15 protein-coding genes are annotated in these 16,233 nt (G+C 72.2%); 5 read left to right on the forward strand and 10 right to left on the reverse strand.

Annotated elements, in window-relative coordinates; all coding sequences use genetic code 11:
- Positions 1–101: 101 nt before the first annotated feature.
- Positions 102–935 carry a PIG-L family deacetylase gene (locus ACI2LW_RS09185; RefSeq protein ID WP_404730606.1) on the forward strand — a complete coding sequence of 278 codons (834 nt, stop codon included), beginning with the start codon at positions 102–104 and terminating at the stop codon, positions 933–935.
- 152 nt (positions 936–1,087) lie between these two features.
- Here the strand turns inward: ACI2LW_RS09185 and ACI2LW_RS09190 are convergent, their stop codons facing one another.
- From ACI2LW_RS09190 to ACI2LW_RS09200, 3 genes are read right to left on the reverse strand one after another with little or no spacing between them, the layout of a single operon-like run.
- Positions 1,088–2,038 carry a hypothetical protein gene (locus tag ACI2LW_RS09190; RefSeq protein ID WP_404730536.1) on the reverse strand — a complete coding sequence of 317 codons (951 nt, stop codon included), beginning with the start codon at positions 2,036–2,038 and terminating at the stop codon, positions 1,088–1,090.
- Complete coding sequence (locus ACI2LW_RS09195) at positions 2,035–3,885, reverse strand: alpha/beta hydrolase (protein ID WP_404730537.1); 1,851 nt, start codon at positions 3,883–3,885, stop codon at positions 2,035–2,037. Before ACI2LW_RS09195 ends, ACI2LW_RS09190 begins: the two co-directional genes overlap by 4 nt.
- 9 nt (positions 3,886–3,894) lie before the next feature.
- On the reverse strand, positions 3,895–4,350 hold the full coding sequence (locus ACI2LW_RS09200) for a hypothetical protein (RefSeq protein ID WP_404730538.1): 456 nt from the start codon (positions 4,348–4,350) through the stop codon (positions 3,895–3,897).
- A 556-nt stretch (positions 4,351–4,906) separates the two neighbouring features.
- Between ACI2LW_RS09200 and ACI2LW_RS09205 the strand changes: the two genes are divergently transcribed.
- Complete coding sequence (locus tag ACI2LW_RS09205) at positions 4,907–5,311, forward strand: hypothetical protein (RefSeq protein ID WP_404730539.1); 405 nt, start codon at positions 4,907–4,909, stop codon at positions 5,309–5,311.
- A 261-nt stretch (positions 5,312–5,572) separates the two neighbouring features.
- Positions 5,573–6,925: an alkaline phosphatase gene (locus tag ACI2LW_RS09210; protein ID WP_404730540.1), complete on the forward strand. Its 1,353-nt coding sequence runs from the start codon at positions 5,573–5,575 to the stop codon at positions 6,923–6,925.
- A 111-nt stretch (positions 6,926–7,036) separates the two neighbouring features.
- On the opposite strand, the gene ACI2LW_RS09215 is transcribed toward ACI2LW_RS09210, so the two are convergent.
- The 4 genes from ACI2LW_RS09215 to ACI2LW_RS09230 form a co-directional block, all read right to left on the reverse strand.
- Positions 7,037–7,576: a hypothetical protein gene (locus ACI2LW_RS09215; RefSeq protein ID WP_404730541.1), complete on the reverse strand. Its 540-nt coding sequence runs from the start codon at positions 7,574–7,576 to the stop codon at positions 7,037–7,039.
- Positions 7,560–8,063, reverse strand: coding sequence for an RNA polymerase sigma factor (locus ACI2LW_RS09220; protein WP_404730542.1), 504 nt, complete (start codon positions 8,061–8,063; stop codon positions 7,560–7,562). The genes ACI2LW_RS09215 and ACI2LW_RS09220 overlap by 17 nt, the downstream gene beginning before the upstream one ends.
- 214 nt (positions 8,064–8,277) lie before the next feature.
- Complete coding sequence (locus ACI2LW_RS09225; protein WP_404730607.1) at positions 8,278–8,898, reverse strand: class F sortase; 621 nt, start codon at positions 8,896–8,898, stop codon at positions 8,278–8,280.
- A 182-nt stretch (positions 8,899–9,080) separates the two neighbouring features.
- The gene (locus ACI2LW_RS09230; protein ID WP_404730608.1) at positions 9,081–9,485 is read right to left on the reverse strand and encodes a sortase-dependent protein; all 405 of its coding nucleotides are present in this window, start codon (positions 9,483–9,485) and stop codon (positions 9,081–9,083) included.
- 609 nt (positions 9,486–10,094) lie between these two features.
- Between ACI2LW_RS09230 and ACI2LW_RS09235 the strand changes: the two genes are divergently transcribed.
- Positions 10,095–12,032 carry an ABC transporter ATP-binding protein gene (locus ACI2LW_RS09235; RefSeq protein ID WP_404730543.1) on the forward strand — a complete coding sequence of 646 codons (1,938 nt, stop codon included), beginning with the start codon at positions 10,095–10,097 and terminating at the stop codon, positions 12,030–12,032.
- Positions 12,029–12,946, forward strand: coding sequence for a serine/threonine-protein kinase (locus ACI2LW_RS09240; RefSeq protein WP_404730544.1), 918 nt, complete (start codon positions 12,029–12,031; stop codon positions 12,944–12,946). The genes ACI2LW_RS09235 and ACI2LW_RS09240 overlap by 4 nt, the downstream gene beginning before the upstream one ends.
- A 461-nt stretch (positions 12,947–13,407) precedes the next feature.
- Here ACI2LW_RS09240 and ACI2LW_RS09245 read toward each other — a convergent pair whose 3' ends face one another.
- The 3 genes from ACI2LW_RS09245 to ACI2LW_RS09255 all read right to left on the reverse strand — a co-directional run bounded on the left by ACI2LW_RS09245 (position 13,408) and on the right by ACI2LW_RS09255 (position 16,131).
- Positions 13,408–14,571 carry a hypothetical protein gene (locus ACI2LW_RS09245; protein ID WP_404730545.1) on the reverse strand — a complete coding sequence of 388 codons (1,164 nt, stop codon included), beginning with the start codon at positions 14,569–14,571 and terminating at the stop codon, positions 13,408–13,410.
- A complete protein-coding gene (locus ACI2LW_RS09250; RefSeq protein ID WP_404730546.1) occupies positions 14,561–15,154 on the reverse strand; it encodes an RNA polymerase sigma factor in 594 nt (197 codons plus the stop codon). Before ACI2LW_RS09250 ends, ACI2LW_RS09245 begins: the two co-directional genes overlap by 11 nt.
- Positions 15,155–15,246: 92 nt before the next feature.
- On the reverse strand, positions 15,247–16,131 hold the full coding sequence (locus ACI2LW_RS09255; RefSeq protein WP_404730547.1) for an LLM class flavin-dependent oxidoreductase: 885 nt from the start codon (positions 16,129–16,131) through the stop codon (positions 15,247–15,249).
- Between the last annotated feature and the right edge of the window lie 102 nt (positions 16,132–16,233).

Genomic DNA, 16,233 nt, shown 5'->3' on the forward strand with positions numbered 1-16,233 from the left:
CACGAGGTCAGGTCATCTGCCCCGACAGCATCCGGGCCTGGGATCGCGACAGGCCCGTCGTGCGCTCGGAACAAGACGTACTGCTGCAGGAGGACTGCTTGATGACTGATCGGCCCTTGACGCTCATGGCGGTGCACGCCCACCCCGACGACGAGGCCACCGGAACCGGAGGGATCCTCGCGCGGTACGCGGCGGAAGGCATCCGCACCGTACTCGTGACGTGTACCGACGGCGGTTGCGGTGACGGACCGGGGGGTGTCAAGCCGGGCGATCCCGGGCACGATCCGGCGGCCGTCGCATTGATGCGCCATCAGGAACTCGAGGCAAGCTGTGATGTCCTGAAGGTCAGCGATCTGGAGATGCTGGGGTACGCCGACTCCGGGATGATGGGCTGGCCGAGCAACGACGCGCCCGGATCCTTCTGGCAGACCCCCGTGCAGGAAGGCGCCGCCCGGCTCGCGGAACTGATGAGGCATTACCAACCCGATGTGGTCGTCACCTACGACGAGAACGGCTTCTACGGCCACCCCGACCACATCCAGGCCCACCGCATCACGATGGCGGCGCTGGAGATGACCGCGCTGACACCGAAGGTGTACTGGACCACGATGCCCCGCTCGAAGATGCAGCGGTTCGGCGAGATCATGCGCGAGTTTCATCCGGACATGCCGGAGCCGGATCCGGCCGAGGCCGCCGCGATGGCCGAGATCGGTCTCCCCGACGATGAGATCACCACGTGGGTGGACACCACCGCGTTCAGCGATCAGAAGTTCGACGCGTTGGCCGCGCACGCCAGTCAGGGCGAGAACATCTTCTTCCTCAAGATGGGCAAGGAGCGGTTCGGCGAGTTGATGGGCATGGAGACCTTCCTGCGTGTCCAGGACGCCACCGGCACGGCCCTGCCCGAGAACGATCTCTTCGCCGGACTGCGCTGATCCGCTCTGCCGGGGTGGGCGGGTGGGCGGGTGACTCAGCGTGCGTCAGATGGCCCCGGCGAGTGGGCGTGGATCTCGCTCCAGCCGTGGGCACGCGTACGGCTGAAGCGGCCCACGTCATTCAGGGGGACGATCCGGCAGGGGGTGGTGGTTCAGGTGCCGGCGGGCTGTTCCGGCGGGACCGGTGTCGTCACTCCGGCGCGCACGGCGCCCGTGGACGACGGGGCGATCCGGGCCACGCTTCCGTCCCTGGCGTTGCGGGCGATGAGCGCGGGGGCGCCGGTTGCGGTTGGGATGTGCCGTACAGACCAGCCCGTCGTCTCGAAATAGGTCCGCACACGCGCCATCGCCTGAGTCGTTTCCTCCTCTGTGAGCGGCAGGGTCGACCAGGCGTGGTGGACGAAGGCGTCCTCGGATTCCTGATGGGCGCTGACGCCGTCTCCCGCCGGGGCCGGGGCGTGTCGTACGCGCAGTGCGTCGTAGATCCGGCTGGAGTGGGCGAGAGCCAGTTGCCTGGCGTGCTCGTCGGCCTGCGTGCGGAGGAAGGATGCGGGGTCGGCTGTGGACCCTTGATTGGATGCAAAGCAGGGGGAAGTCACGGAGATGGCTGCGAGGCCCTCGCCTTTGGCACGATCCACAACGCCAGTGAGAGCTGTCATCCAGAAGTCATCAGGTTCGGTTCGCATGCTGACCGAGGGGAAGGGATCGGACCAGTCGCCATCCTGTGACTGGAACTTGTAGCCCAACTTCACCCAGGCGTCTCGCGCCTGGCGTACCAGCGACTTGGCTTCGCTGCCTGGAACTCCGGTCAGCTGATAGGTGAGTCGATACTGCACGCGGTCGTCTGGTCCGCCATCATCTCGGGCGATGCATGCACCCAAAGGGCGAAGGCCCGTACGCTTGAGGCTCGGCTTGGGCGACATACCCTCCACCGCCTGATGAACGATCTCTTCCGCGCGTGCGCTTGCTTGCTGCTCGTCCATGGTGGCCTGCCTGGATTTCTTTGCGCCATTCCCGTTGCCGCCCTGCTGGCTCCCGCAAGCCGTGATGGCGACTGCCGCACACAGCAACACGATGATTGACGTAATTCGGTTCGGTTTCACCTGGCCCCTCCAGTTGCGATCTTTGCCATGTTCTTCAGTGAATCCGCCTCCCAGTACTGAGAGTGGGCAGGCATGAGTTCCCAATCCCAACCCGGAAGATGCCCATCGCCGACCTTGAAAGTGCGCCCACCGAATTCATCGGATGTCGGATCCGTCCCGTACATGACCGAGTGGTCGTCAAAGAGGTGCCTGTATGCGTTTGGATTCAGGGGTGCCAGCGGGCCGGCATCCGGTGGGGCCATGTTGACCATGTCGTTCCGAGCAGTTGCCGCCCAGACGTGATCCGCTGGAATATGCAGGTCTTTGGCGTTATCAACCCCAGCACCCGGGCTGCCGACCAGAATCGCGTTGTTCACCGGCAGGTCCGGGTAGTCACGCATTGTCTCGCCGACCACCAGAGAGCCGTAACTGTGACCCAAGATAGTGGAATTCACATGCTCTCCATGATGGGCCGCGTCAAGGCCAGCCAGAAAGTTGCTGAGCGGCCCGCGCGCATTGTCTGCCCAGTGGGTGTCGTAGGTCGCATCGGGCACGAGGCTCTGGGGAGGATCGTAACCAAGCCACAGTATCGAAGCCGTCGAATGTGTGGGATCCGTGATGCGGGCCTGGTCTTGAAGTAGTTCAGCTCTTGAAATGAGACCGTGGACACCGCTCAGGTTCGAACCGGTTCCGGGGACGTATGTCACCACATTATCGGCAGTGTTCGGGTTTCCGATGGAAACGACGGCATGCCCGAGATTATGGTTGTCGAATCCGAGTAGATAAGGTCGGGTGCTTTCGTCTCCGACGAAGTCATCATAACGGCTCTGAATCGCGTCCATGCCGTCGATCCGCCCCTGCAGATCCTTCCGCTTCGCTTCCCACTTCTGCCATGCGGCTTCGCTTTCAGGGGTCGTGACGGGGACCTCCACCTCTTCGCCCGTGTTGGGGTTGAGCTGGTGGATGGTCTGGTAGCGGGCGGGCTCCTTGGCCATCCAGGCGTCCAGTTCGACCTGGGCGGTGCCCCGGGTCTCGGCCAGCACGGTTCGGTTCGCCTCGTCGCGCACGGTGGCGGGAAGGCCGTCCATCCACCCGATCGAGTCGGGGTGGACAGCCATGTAGTCGGCCCGCTGCTCGTCGGTGAGGTTCTTCCACCACTGAGCGTTCTTCTCGGGAGTGCCGTGCTTGGGGGGTTCCTTGATCGAGTGCAGGTAGTCCTCGGCTCCCTGGAGTACGCCCGCAGTGTCCTTCTTGACGTCGGCCCAGTCCCGGCCGGAGACGGTCAGGTCGTCGTCGGCCTTCAGCGCCCGCAGCTTCGGTGCCCACTTCTCGTCGGCCGCCGTGGCTTCTTTGAGGGCGTCGGCGATGAGGTCGGCGTACTCCTGCGCGTACCGGGCGTTGGGGTTGGGGTCGAACCTGGCCGCCTGGCGGCCGATCGCGTCGGCGGTCTGGTCTCCGATCAGGGCGGTCATGGTGCCGCCTGCCGGGATCTCTCCGTCCGTCTTCTCACCGGCCGGCGGGTAGCTGACCGAGCCGTCGGCGTTCACGGTGAAGTTCCTGGCGTGCGCCTCCTCGACCGCGGCGTCCAGCTTCCCCTTGGCCGCCTCCATGCCGTACGCGAATCCGTCGAGCGCCGTGCCGATCAGGCCGCATTCGACCTGCGTGTAGTGGAAGTTCTTCGCCAGTTCCCGTAGTTGGCCATCGGCCGCGGTCGCGGCCTCCCCCTCGTTGGCCGCCCTCATGGCGGCGAGTATCTGCAGATCGATGCGGTTCTTGGCGGCGCCGGCCATGTCGCTCACCGCGCGGAAGCCGCTCGCCGCATCCGCGTACTCGGACGGCTTCAGCGCTTTCAGTGTCGCGTAGTCCATGAGATCCGGTCACCGGCCCTTCGCCTGGCCGCCGACCGCCGGCGTGTCCGCGTACTCCGTCTTCAGCTTCGCGATCTCGGCGCTGATCGCCTCGTCCGTCCTGAGCTGATCGTGACCCACCTTCTCCAGCAGGCCGGACAACCTCTCGCAGCGTCCGCTCACATGCCGGACGTACTGCTCCCAGGACGTGTGGACCTCCCGCCGGGCGGCGGCGGTCAGGCACCCGGCGTCCTTGCCGAGGCCCTTCTGCGCGTCCGCCAGTTTCGCCAGCGCCTTGCCGATGTCGCCCCGCAGCCCGCCGACGCCGACACCCGCCTTGGACCACGCGGCCTTGTCGGACCTGAGCCTTCCGGGCCCGCCGGCACTTCCCCCGCCGCCGGGGTCGGCCACGTGGTCGATCTGCATGTGGCCGGTGCCCCGTTGGGCCGCGGCGGTCTTGAGCTGCTCCCATTCGTCCCACGCCATGCGTGGCCCCTCCCCCGTGTCCCGTCGTACGTCGCCGGGATCCTGTCAATGTGCGCCCGCAACGCTGCGGTGGTCGAAAGCACAGTAATGACGCCGCCTCAAGTGACCCATCGGTACCGGCCACCAGCCCGTATGAGTACGCGTACTCATACGGGCTCGGTGTCGCCGGTGAGTGTCGGGGCGAGGTGCGGGTGGCGGGTCTGGGTGGCGTCGAGTTGGTTGTGCGTGCAACTGGCCGGGGTTTCGAGGCGTGTTGGTAGGGTGATCGTCGAAGCCGAGTGATCGCGGCGTGAAGTACTCGGCCATCGCTCTCCTGCGCCCCAGGTCGATGAGGACCGCATTCCGGCCGGGGCGACCGGGCGCGATGGCCGTGGTGACGGGGGATTCCGTAAGGTGCGGGCGCCAGGTGATCGGGCGACCGCGCCCGCAGGTGGTGCCTTCTGCTCCGATGCGCGCAGAAGGGCTTCTTGGCTACTGGGACGAGAATCCCCGAGCTGCGACATGTCGGCGTATACGGGGGCATGTTGTCCCTCATACGCAAGAAAGGGAGCATGATATGAAGCTGCGAATCGGTCGTGTCGGCGCGGGGGCGATGGCGTTGGCCGCTGCGGCCACGTTGATGGCGGGTGCCGGGAGCGCCTCCGCCACGACGGATCCCGGGGTGCCGTGGGACCACACGTACTCGGCTCCGGGTGTGCGGGTCTACGTCAAGGAGTACGGCGACGTCATCTCCGTGTGCGACACGAAGGCGAACGGGGAGCCGGCCACGGTCCAGGTCCGCGCCACCGACGTGTGGCCCTACAACTACGAGATGACGGCCAGCGGTGGCGTCAACAGCTGCAAGAGTCACCGGGCCAGCGACGGCGGCAAGTACAACCTGAGCGAGCGCGGCATAGACCTCGCCTTCGACGGCGACGGCGGCTACTGGTCGGGCGAGGGCTACTTCCTGAACGACCACTGATACGCCGGTCGGTGCCTGACCCGTGGGCGCAGGTCGTCCACGGGGTCGCTGCGGCACGGACGGGGGGCAGCCCGCGCGGGGTGTCCCCCGTCCGGCCGACGGGGCGCCGGCCCGCACGCGCCGTCGGAGGTCGTGCCGGCGTCGTCATGTGGGCGCCACGCGGATCGGGGCGGTGGTTCGCCGGGGGTTCACCGGGGGCTGGTGCAGTGGGGCGCGTTGGCACCCCTCCGTCCCGTTCGGGACGCCTCAAGGAGTCGATCCATGCACAGACCGTCCCGTAGCCGTCTCGCCACCGCCACCGCGCTGCTGGCCGCCGTCGCCGTCACGGTCTCCGCGGGCGCCGGCGCCACCGACACCGCACACCAGGCCAGGAACGCCGTCCAGGGCGGCAAGGCCAGGAACGTCATCCTGCTGATCGGCGACGGCATGGGCGACTCCGAGATCACCCTGGCCCGCGACTACACGGTCGGCGCCGGCGGCCGCCTGAACATGGACCGGTTCCCGCTCACCGGCGCTTACACCACCTACGCGGTCCACGCCGACGGCACCCCGGACTACGTCACCGACTCCGCGGCCGGCGGCACCGGCTGGGCCACCGGCGTCAAGACGGTCAACGGGCGGATCTCCAAGACGCCCGGCACCGACAAGGCCGTACCCACGGTTCTCGAGCTGGCCCAGAAGAACGGCTACGCCACCGGCAGTGTCACCACCGCCGAACTCACCGACGCCACCCCGGCCGTCCTCGCCTCCCACGCCACCGACCGTTCCTGCCAGGGTCCGGCCGACATGGCCAAGTGCCCCGCCGACACCATCGCCGCCGGCGGCCCCGGGTCGATCGCCGAGCAGTCCGTCAGCCACAAGGTCGACGTGCTCTTCGGCGGCGGCAGGCAGCGGTTCGAGCAGAAGGTCACCGACGGCCGGTACAAGGGTCTGACCGTCACCGATCAGGCGCGCAGGCTCGGCTACCAGGTGGTCACCGACGACGCCTCGATGAAGGCCGCAAAGCCCGGCAGGCCGGTGCTCGGCCTGTTCGCCGGCGGCAACGTGCCGGTCGAGTGGACCGGCAGGGCGGCCGCCGTCGGCGGGACGGACCCCCAGCGGTGCGTCACCTCCAACCCGGGCCGCCCGTCGGGCACTCCGAGTCTGGCGGACTCCGCCACCAAGGCGATCCAGCTGCTGGAGGCCAAGCAGAAGCACGCCCGGAACGGCTTCTTCCTCCAGATCGAGGGCGCCTCGATCGACAAGCAGGACCACTCCGCCGACCCCTGCGGCCAGATCGGTGAGACGGCCGCGTTCGACCGCGCGGTGAAGGTCGCCCGCGACTACGCGGCCAAGCACCCCGACACGCTCGTGGTCACCACCGCCGACCACGGCCACACCAGTCAGATCGTCCCCCTGGAGGCCACCCCGCCGGGGCTGTCCTCGACCCTGGTCACCGACGAGGGCCGGCGGCTGAAGGTCAACTACTCGACCAACACCCCGGGCCGGTCCCAGGAGCACACCGGCACCGAGGTCCGTATCGCGGCCCAGGGCCCGCTGGCCTACCGCGTCCTCGGCGTCACCGACCAGACCGACCTGTTCACCACGCTGCGCGAGGCGCTGCGCCTGAGGTGAGCGCGCGGTGTCCCGCACCGGCGTCCCGCACAGGAGCCCCGCACCCGTGTCCCGCACCGGTGTCCCGCACCGACAGGAGAGCGTGCCGTCCGCCGGGCGGCACGCTCTTCGTCAGTCCCCCGCGCCGACCGTGGGCCGTGCCGTGGGGAAGCGCGGTGTCGCCGGGGGCTCCCCGACGGCTCGGGTGGGAGCCGACGACGGAGTGGGGAACGCCGGCGGGGTCGGCCGGACGCGGGGGCTCGGGGGCGCGGAGCGCGGGGGCACCGAGCGCGCGTCCGGGGTCTGCGGGGGGTTGGGGGCCGTCGACGGGAAGGGGGACGCCGAGGGGGAGGGGCGCGCAGGGGTCGAAGGGCGGGGTGTGGGCGTCGACTCGGTGGTGGGGGCCGGCGGGGCGAGCGGGGTGACCGGGCGGGGCGGGGGGGTGTGGGCCGTCAGGCGGAGGGGAACGGCGATCAGGGCCGCCGCCGCGCAGGTGAGGGCCGCACCGGCCGCGGTGCGCAGCAGGCGGCGGCGGGTCGCGGTGCGGCGGACCCGCTCGTAGTGGCCGGGGGGCGGCGCGAGGTAGTCGGGGTGGGCGGGGCGGAGGATGACCGTCAGGGGGTCGTCGGGGCCGGGGCCGCGCTCCGGGACGTCGTCAACGCGTGTGGTCAAGGCTCCTCCTCAGGTGGTCGCGGAGCAGTTCGCGGGCCGCGTGGAGGTCGGCCTTGACGGTTCCTTCCTTGCGCCCGGTCAGCACGGACACCTCCCGGATCGGCATGTCAGCGTAGTAGTGGAGGAGGATCGGGACGCGGAGCCGTTCGGGCAGCGACTGCACCAGCAGGCGCACCGACGGGTCGGCCGGCTCGGCGTGCGGGCGGATGGCCGCCTCCACGGTGACCCGGCGCACCGCCCGGCGCTCGCGCTCCAGTTTGCGCCAGTGGTCCCGGACCAGGTTGGCCGCGGTGACGTAGAGGAAACCGCGGGGTTCCTCCACGGACGTCCAGCGGGCCCACAGCCGGGTGAACGCCTCCGAGGCGACCTCGTGCGCCGTCTCGTCGTCGTCGACGAGACGGCGGCACCAGCCGGCCAGGCGCGGGTACAGGGCGGCGAACAGCTCGGACGCCGCCCTGTCGCGGGACCTTCTCGAGGACCTTTTCAACGCTCTCCAGAGTTCTGCGGGCTCCGGGCTCGGGGCTCGGGGCTCCGGGCTCAGGGCTCGGGGCTCGGGGCTCGGGGCTCCGGGCTCCGGGCTCAGGGCCGTGGCGGCGGCTCGGGCCGGGTCGCGGGTCCGGGCGCGCTGCGGACGGACGGACCCGTGGCCCGTCCCGTGCCGCCCGGCGGTCAGTTCGCCGTCGTACTGCCAGTCCCGGGCGTCAGGGCGTGGCGGTCAGGGCGGCGAAGACGATCACGTTGTCCCGGTAGCCGTCGCCGGCGCGTGGGCCGCCGCAGGTGATGAGCCGCAGCTCGGGGCGGTTCACATTGCCGTAGACCTCGTCCGTCGGGAAGTGCGACTTGGCGACCGTCCGTACGGAGCCCACGGTGAACCGCGCCGACGTGCCGTTCCCCAGGCGCACCTCGATCCGGTCGCCCCGGTGGAGCCGCGCCAGGTGCCGGAACACCCCGTCGCCGTAGCGGCCGACCGTCACGTGGCCCAGGAGGACCGACGGGCCGAGCTGCCCGGGAGTGGGCGAGTGGCCGTACCAGCCGGCCTGGTCGTGTGCCGTGACGGGCGGCACCCGCACCGTGCCGTCGGGCGCCAGGCCCAGGCGCATGACGGGGGTGTCCACGCCGATGGCGGGGATGCGCAGCCGGACCGGGACCGAGCGGGCCAGGGCGTGCGCCGCCGCCCCCGTGGTCCCCGCGGAGGAGGGCGGGTGCGACGGCGCGCCGGCGGACCGCTGCGGTGCGGTGGCCCCCGTCCGCGGGGGGTGGGCCGCACCGGTGCCGTGGTCGGCGCCGCACGCCGTGACCGCCAGGAGCAGGGCGGCCGTCATCGCGGCGGCGCGCACGCGCCCCAGGAACGGGCCGCCGGGGTCTGTCCGCCCGGGACACACGCGCCCGGCGGGGGCCGACGCATCGCACGCCCGGCCTCCGGACGCGTGCCCGGCGGACGCCCGCCCGGCGGACGCCTGCTCCGCGGACGCGTGCCCGGCGGTGGCTCGCCCGGAGAGCCGGATCATGCCCTGGTCGCCCGCCGGCGGCGTACGACGAGGAAGCCCGCGCCGCCCACCGCGAACGCCGCGGCGGCGCCCCCCGCGATCAGCTCCGTGCCGGTGCCGGAGACGGCGGACGCGGACTTCTCCGACACTCCGGTGTCGGGCGCGCCCTTGGGCACGACGGCGACCTGGCCGCCGCGGGACGGCGCGCGGGTCGGCGCCGCGCTCGGGACCGGGCGGGCGGGGGCCGGCGCCGCACTGGGCTCCCCGGTCCTGGGCTCGGTGGGGGCCGGGGAGGCGGGGGCCGGGTTCCGGGTCGGGGCCACGGTGGGGACCGGGGAGGCCCCGCCGGCGAAGGCGGGCACGGTGCTCGCCAGTACGGCGGTGCACGCGAGTGCCACGGCGCTGAGGACGGTGCGGCGCATGGGGTGCTCTCTTTCGCTCATGGGTCGGTCGGTTCCGGTTGGTTCGGTCGGTTCGGTCGGTTCGGTCGGTTCGGTCGGTTCCGATCGGTGGACCGGACCGCCCTGCCGGCCGGCGGACCTGATCGGACCGGACCGGACCGGACCAGATCGGACCTGATCGGACCGGACCGGGTCGGATCGAGCGGAGAGACGAGGCCGGGGTGGGGCGGGTTGTAAAGGGACGGCAAAGTCCCCAACGGGGGCCCGGAGTTCGGTTTCTGGATGCGGTGAACTTTCATCTTTTTTCGCGAAACGGCCATCCGATCGCCGCTCCGCTCCGTATCACCTACAAGGAACTTCCGGTGGGAGGAATGACATGGCGATCTTCAGCGCGCTGTTCCCTGCAAAGCACCGTGACCACGGTGGACGCAGCGGCCACGGTGGCCACGGCGGCCACGACCACGGCAGCGGATCCGGGCACGGCGGATTCTCGGGCCACGGACGCCGGCACGGCCGCGGCGACCACAGCGGTGGCCACCGGGGTCACGGTCACCACTGACCTCGGACCGAGCGGACCGGTGATCGAAAGACCCGGTCCGCTCGGACGTCCGGTCACGAGGAACACCTGCCATGGCGCGTCTTCTGCGGCGTCTGCTGTCAGTGGGCGGGGAGTCCGACGCCGTTGTCGAGGCTGCCCCGGCGCTGACGCCGCGCGAGGTGTTCCGGCGTTTCTGGCCGTATACGCGAGGGCGCCGGCGGTGGCTGGTGCCCCTCGTGCTGTTCAGCATGGCCGGGCCGCTCGTCGACGCGGGCGAGCTCTGGCTGTTCAAGGTCGTGGTGGACGAGGTGCTCGTTCCCCGCGACCTCACTCCGCTGTTCTGGATCGCGCCGACGTACCTCGGGCTCATCCTCGCCTCCGGCGTCCTCGGCTTCGCGGACGACATGATCTCGGCGAACGTCAGCGAGCGGTTCCTGCTCACGTTGCGCGCAGACGTCTTCCGCCATGTCCAGGGGCTGTCGCTGGGCTTCTTCGAGCGGCGGCGCCTCGGTGACGTGCTGTCGCGGGTCACGGGCGACGTGGACGCCGTCGAGACGTTCCTGCTGTCGGGGATCGCCGACGGGCTCTACTACGTGCTCCAGCTCGGCGTCTTCCTCGGCCTGCTGTTCTACCTGGGCTGGGACCTCACGATCCTGGCGCTCGTCATCGTGCCGCTGTTCTGGGGCGCCGCCCGGCACTTCTCCCGGCTGATCAAGGAGGCGTCGCGGGAGCGCAGACGGCGCAGCGGCTCGCTGACCGCGGTCGCCGAGGAGTCGCTGGGCAACGTGGCGCTGGTGCAGGCGTACAACCGGCAGGCCTGGGAGGAGCGCCGCTTCGAGCGGGAGAACGTGGGCAAGTACCGCGCGGCGATGGCCTCGGTGCGGATCCGGGCCGTGTACCGGCCGCTGGTCGAGCTGATCGAGGTGTGCGGCGCCCTGGCCGTCATGGGTTTCGGCACCTGGAAGCTGGCCCAGGGCCAGCTCAGCCTGGGCGGGCTGCTGGTCTTCCTGGCGCTGATCGGCAAGCTCTACGGCCCGGTCCGCGACCTCTCCCGGCTGGGCGCCACCTTCTACGCCGCCGCCGCCTCCGCCGAGCGCATCGCCGAACTGCTCGACCAGCGGCCGCAGGTCGTGGAGTCCCCCACCGCCCGGCGGACCGGGCGGACACGCGGCGGGATCGAGTTCGACGGGGTGTCCTTCCGCTACCCGGGCACCTCCCGCTGGGCGCTGTCCGACGTGTCCTTCCACGTCGCGCCCGGCGAGACCCTGGCCCTGGTCGGGGCCAGCGGGGCCGGCAAGTCCACGATCGCCAAGCTGCAGCTCCGCTTCTACGACCCCGACCACGGCACCGTCCGGCTCGACGGGACCGACCTGCGGGAGCTGTGCCTGGCCGACGTGCGCGACAACGTCGCCGTGGTGCTGCAGGAGACCCTCGTCCTGCACGGCTCCGTACGGGAGAACATCGCCTACGGCCGGCCCGACGCGAGCGAGGCGGAGATCGTCGCCGCGGCGCGGGCGGCCGACGCCGACGAGTTCATCCGGCTGCTGCCCGAGGGCTACGACACCGTGGTCGGCCAGCGCGGCCGGACGCTGTCCGGCGGGCAGCGCCAGCGGCTGGCCATCGCCCGCGCGATGATCAGGGACGCGCCCGTACTGCTCCTGGACGAACCCACCACCGGCCTCGACGCGCAGTCCGGACGCCGGATCATGGAGCCGCTGCGCCGGCTCATGGAAGGCCGGACCACCGTGGTCATCTCGCACAACCTGCTCACCGTCCAGGACGCCACCCGGATCGTGGTCCTGGACCACGGACGGGTCGTGGAGTGCGGCAGCCACGACGAGCTGTTCGTACGCGACGGGACGTACGCCCGGCTCCAGCGGCTGCACGCGCTGACCGCGCCGCCGGTCGCTCCCGCGGCACCCGCCGCTCCCGCGGGGTCCGCGGCGCCCGTTGCTCCCGCGGCGCCCGCGGGATCCGCGGGGCCCCCGGCGGACGTCCGGCGGGGCCGGAACGGGACGGTACGGCCATGACCGCCACGCGCATCGAGTCCGCCACCGGGTTCGCCACCGCCACCGGGTCCGCCCTCCCGCTCGCGCCGGGCACGCGACCGATTGCCGGGTACGAGGTCCTGGCGCATCTGACCCGCACCGGCTGGCTCGACCTGTACGACTCCTGGAGCGCGGAACGGGCCTGCCGGTGCGTCATCAAGGTCGTACGTCCCGACCGCGGCGCCGAGGAGCATCTGGCCGAGCGGCTGCTGCGCGAGGGCCGCTGGCTGCGGGAGTTCACCCACCCGCACCTGGTCCGGGCGTACGAGTCCTTCACCTCGCCGCAGCCGCTGGTCGTCCTGGAGACGCTGACCGGCGAGACGCTCGCCCACCTCGTGCACCGGCTGCGGCGGCGGCCGTCCGCCACCGACGTGGCCCTGCTGGGCACGCAGCTGTGCTCCGCGGTCCACTACCTGCACGGACGGAACCTGCTGCATCTGGACCTCAAGCCGTCCAACGTGGTCGTGGAATGCGGGCACGCCAAGCTGCTCGACCTCAGCGTGGCCCGCCCGCCCGGGGACGCACCGCCCGGGGTGGGCACGTTCAGTTACCTGGCCCCGGAGCAGGCCCGCGGCGGGACCCTCACCACCGCGGCGGACGTGTGGGGCATCGGGGTCACGCTGTACGAGGTGGCGAGCGGGGACGTGCCGTTCGACCGGGGGGAGACCCTGCCGAGCGGGGAGGGGACGTACGGCCGTGGCACGGGGGACGACGACTGGTACCCGCAACTGGAGGCGGACGCCCCGCCGATCGCCTCGCGGCGGCGGCTGCCGGCACCGCTCGCCGCGGCCATCGACGGCTGCCTGCGGGAGGACCCGGCGGACCGACCCACGGTGCCGGAGCTGTGCGCGGCACTCGCCGCGCTGCTTCCCGGCCCCCAGCCGGGCGAGGCCTGACCGGCCGCGGGCGGGCGAGGCCTGTACCTGGCCCGCCGCACCGGGTGCCTGCGCCTGACGGCGGCGGCAGGTCGCGGGACAGGTCGCGGGCGGGCCTGGCGCACCTGCCGGCCGCGGCGACCGGTCCCGGCATCGCCGCGCCCGCCCGGCCGCGTCCGGGACGCCCGCCGGGCCGGCGTCCCAGGGGGCCGCCCGGCCGTGTCCGGGGCATGGGTGCGGGCGGCGGCTGTGGCGCGGTCGTAAGCCTCGGCATGTCCGTGTGGCGGTCCGGTCATGGCCTGGGCACCGCCTGTGGCCGGGAGCCGGCGCGCGTCCGTGACGCCTGGTCCGCGTGGCAGCCGTCCGTGTCGCCGCCCGCCCCTGCGCCGCCCGCCCGTGCGGGCGCCGGGCGCCGGTCCGTGTCGTCGTCCGCTGGTCGCGGCCTTGCGGACGGACCCGTAGCTCCCTGGGCCGACGGCCCGTCAGGCCTCCGCGCCCGCGGCGAAGCGGGCCGTGGCCAGGACCGTGCCGTCGGGTGCCGTCAGCCGGGCGCCGGCCAGGGTGGCGGGGTCCACGGCGGCGGGGGCGCCCCAGGAGCCCTGGCCCTCGTGCAGGGTGAAGGTGCCCACCCGGATGACGCTGCCGTCCTTGCGCACCAGCTGACAGGCGGCCTTGCCGCTGTACGCCGGGCCGGCCCGGGGGAGCTCGACCGACATGTAGACCCAGCCCGGCGTTCCGGGGTGGGCGTAGACCTCGCCGGCCGGGCGCCCGACTGCCGCCCGGGCGGACGTCAGCCCGCCCCACATCATGCCGGGGCCCTGTCCCGCGGACTGGGCGGGCCGCACGGTCACGGTGTCCTCGATCGCGGTGCCCACCGCCCAGCCGCCGAACCCGACGGCGAGGGCCAGCGCGGCGGCGAGCCCCGCGGTCCAGGGCCGCACCCGGGCGAGCGGTCCGGTCCGCGCCGCGCCACCGGCGTACGCCAGGGCGCCGGAGCGCACCGGCTGGGCACCTGGCCCCCGGCCCTGCGGCCGCCCCTCCCGCCCAGGGCCCTCACCCCCGTGCACCTCGGGCCCGTGCGTTTCGGGTCCGTGCACCTCGGGTCCGTGCGTTTCGGGTCCGTGCACCTCGGGTCCGTGCGTCTCGGGTCCGTGCACCTCAGGCCCGTACGTCTCGGGTCCGCGCGTCTCGGGCGCGAGTGCCCCGCCCGTCCCCGCGCGTGCCCGCCGCCTGCGGATCAGGCCCGTGCGCCCACGCCCGCCGCGTGTGCCCGCCTGGTGCCCGCCTGTCTCCTGCCCCTGTGCCTCCCGCGCCTGCGCGTCCCGCCCCTGTACGTCCGCCGCGCACACGTCCGGCGCACGCACATCCTGTGCACGCACATCCTGCGCGCGTGCCCCGTTCGCCGTCGCCGCGAGCCGGGTCAGGGCCTGGGCGACCCTGGTCTCGAAGCCGACGGGCGGCTCGCTGCACGGCAGCAGGCCGATCAGCCGGTCGCCGGTCTGGGTCAGCTGCTCCACGTGCTCGCGGCAGTCCGCGCACTGCTCGAGATGCGCGACCGCGCCGGCCCGCTCCCGTCCCGGCAGCACGCCGAGGGCGAGTTCGGCGCCGAGCTCGCGCAGCTTCTCGCAGGTCACGTCAGCGGCCATGGTCACCTCCCCGGGGCGAGGGGGAGGCGAGCATGTGCCGCAGCTTGCCCATCGCCGCCCGGATGCGGGTCTTGGCGGTGCCCAGCGGAATCTGTTCCCAGTCGGCGATCTGCTGGGCGGTCATGCCGTAGATGCCCGCCATCACCAGGGCACGGCCCTGTTCGGGAGGCAGCTCCGCGACGGCGGCCCGCAGCCGGGACGACGCCTCGTCGGCCAGCGCGAACTGCTCGGGCGTCTCGCTGACCACCCCCAGAACGGCGTCGAGGTCCTCCGGGGCCAGCGGTTCCGGCCGCCGGGAGCGCACGGTGTCGATGGCCAGGTTGTGGGCGATCGTCGTCAGCCAGGTCATCACCGAGCCGCGGCGGGAGTCGTAGATCTGCGCGTGCCTCCAGGCCCGCTCGAAGGTCTGCTGGGCGATGTCCTCGGCCAGCTGCGGGTCCCCGGTGACGGCGATCGCGACGCCGAAGACCCGGTGCTGGAACCTCCTGACGAAGCCGACGGCGAGTTCCGGATCGCCGGTGGCCAGCCCGGACAGCAGAGCCTCGTCCGGGAGACGGCCCACGGGGAACGGGAACCTCGGCATGTCCGTATATACGGTTCGCCGACGCCCGGGGATTGCCCGACCGTTTCGGAATCCCATGTTCCGATTCTGCTCCCGTGCGGCGGAACGCGCGCTCAGAGGAGATCGGCCAGGCGGTGCACCTGATCGGGGTCGAGGCCGTAGCAGTACAGGACGACCTCGTCGGCTCCCAGGTCGCCGTAGGCGGTCAGCGCCTCGCGGATCTCCCGCGCGGTGGTGAGCAGCCCGGAGACCATGCGGTCGGGCGCGCCGGTGAAGGCGTAGTACGCGTGCATGCGGGCGCGGGCGTCCTCGACGGTCCGGTCCGGGCCGAGGGCGACGTTGACCTGCGCGACGATGCGCGGGGCGCCGGTGCGGCCGTACCGCGTCCACTGGGCGCGGACGGTGTCGAAGAGGCCGCCGGCCCAGGACGGGGGCGCGGCCGCGAGGAAGCCGTCGCCCCAGCGGGCCACCCGCTCCAGGGCGGCGGGCCGGAAGCCGCCGAACAGCACCTCGGGCCCGCCCGTGCGGGCGGGGGCGGGGCCGATCGGACCGGTCCGCTCCACGGCCTGCCCGCCGTCGTCCACCGCCTGCCCGCCGTCGTCGTACGGTGCGCCGGACCACAGGCGGTGGAGCAGCGCCATCTGCTCGTCCATGCGGCGGCCCCGGGTGCGGATGTCGGTGCCCGCGGCGCGGTGGTCGTCCTCCCGGCCGCCGACGCCCAGGCCCAGTACCAGCCGGCCGCCGGTCATCCGGTCCAGGGTCGCCGCCTGTTTGGCGAGCAGGGGGGTGTCGCGCAGTGGGGCGAGCAGGACCTCGGTCTGCACGCGGATGCGGGAGGTGGCGCCGGCCAGGACGGCGAGGGCGACCAGCGGTTCGGGGTTGTCGTACACCAGCCGGTCGAGCAGGCCGAGGGTGGTGAAGGGGCCGGCTTCGGCGCGCCGGGCCCAGGTGAGAAGGCCGGCCGGGTCGCCGATGGGCAGGCCGATACCCACGTTCATGAGGAGCCTCCAAAAGGAGAGGAAGGGTCGACAAGGGCTGCTGCCGCCCCTCCGGCACCTCGATGAGGTGGAACGCTCCCGCTCTGCGGCGTACTTCCGGGG

The sequence above is a fragment of the Streptomyces sp. NPDC004065 genome (assembly GCF_044903565.1).
GTDB lineage: Bacteria > Actinomycetota > Actinomycetes > Streptomycetales > Streptomycetaceae > Streptomyces.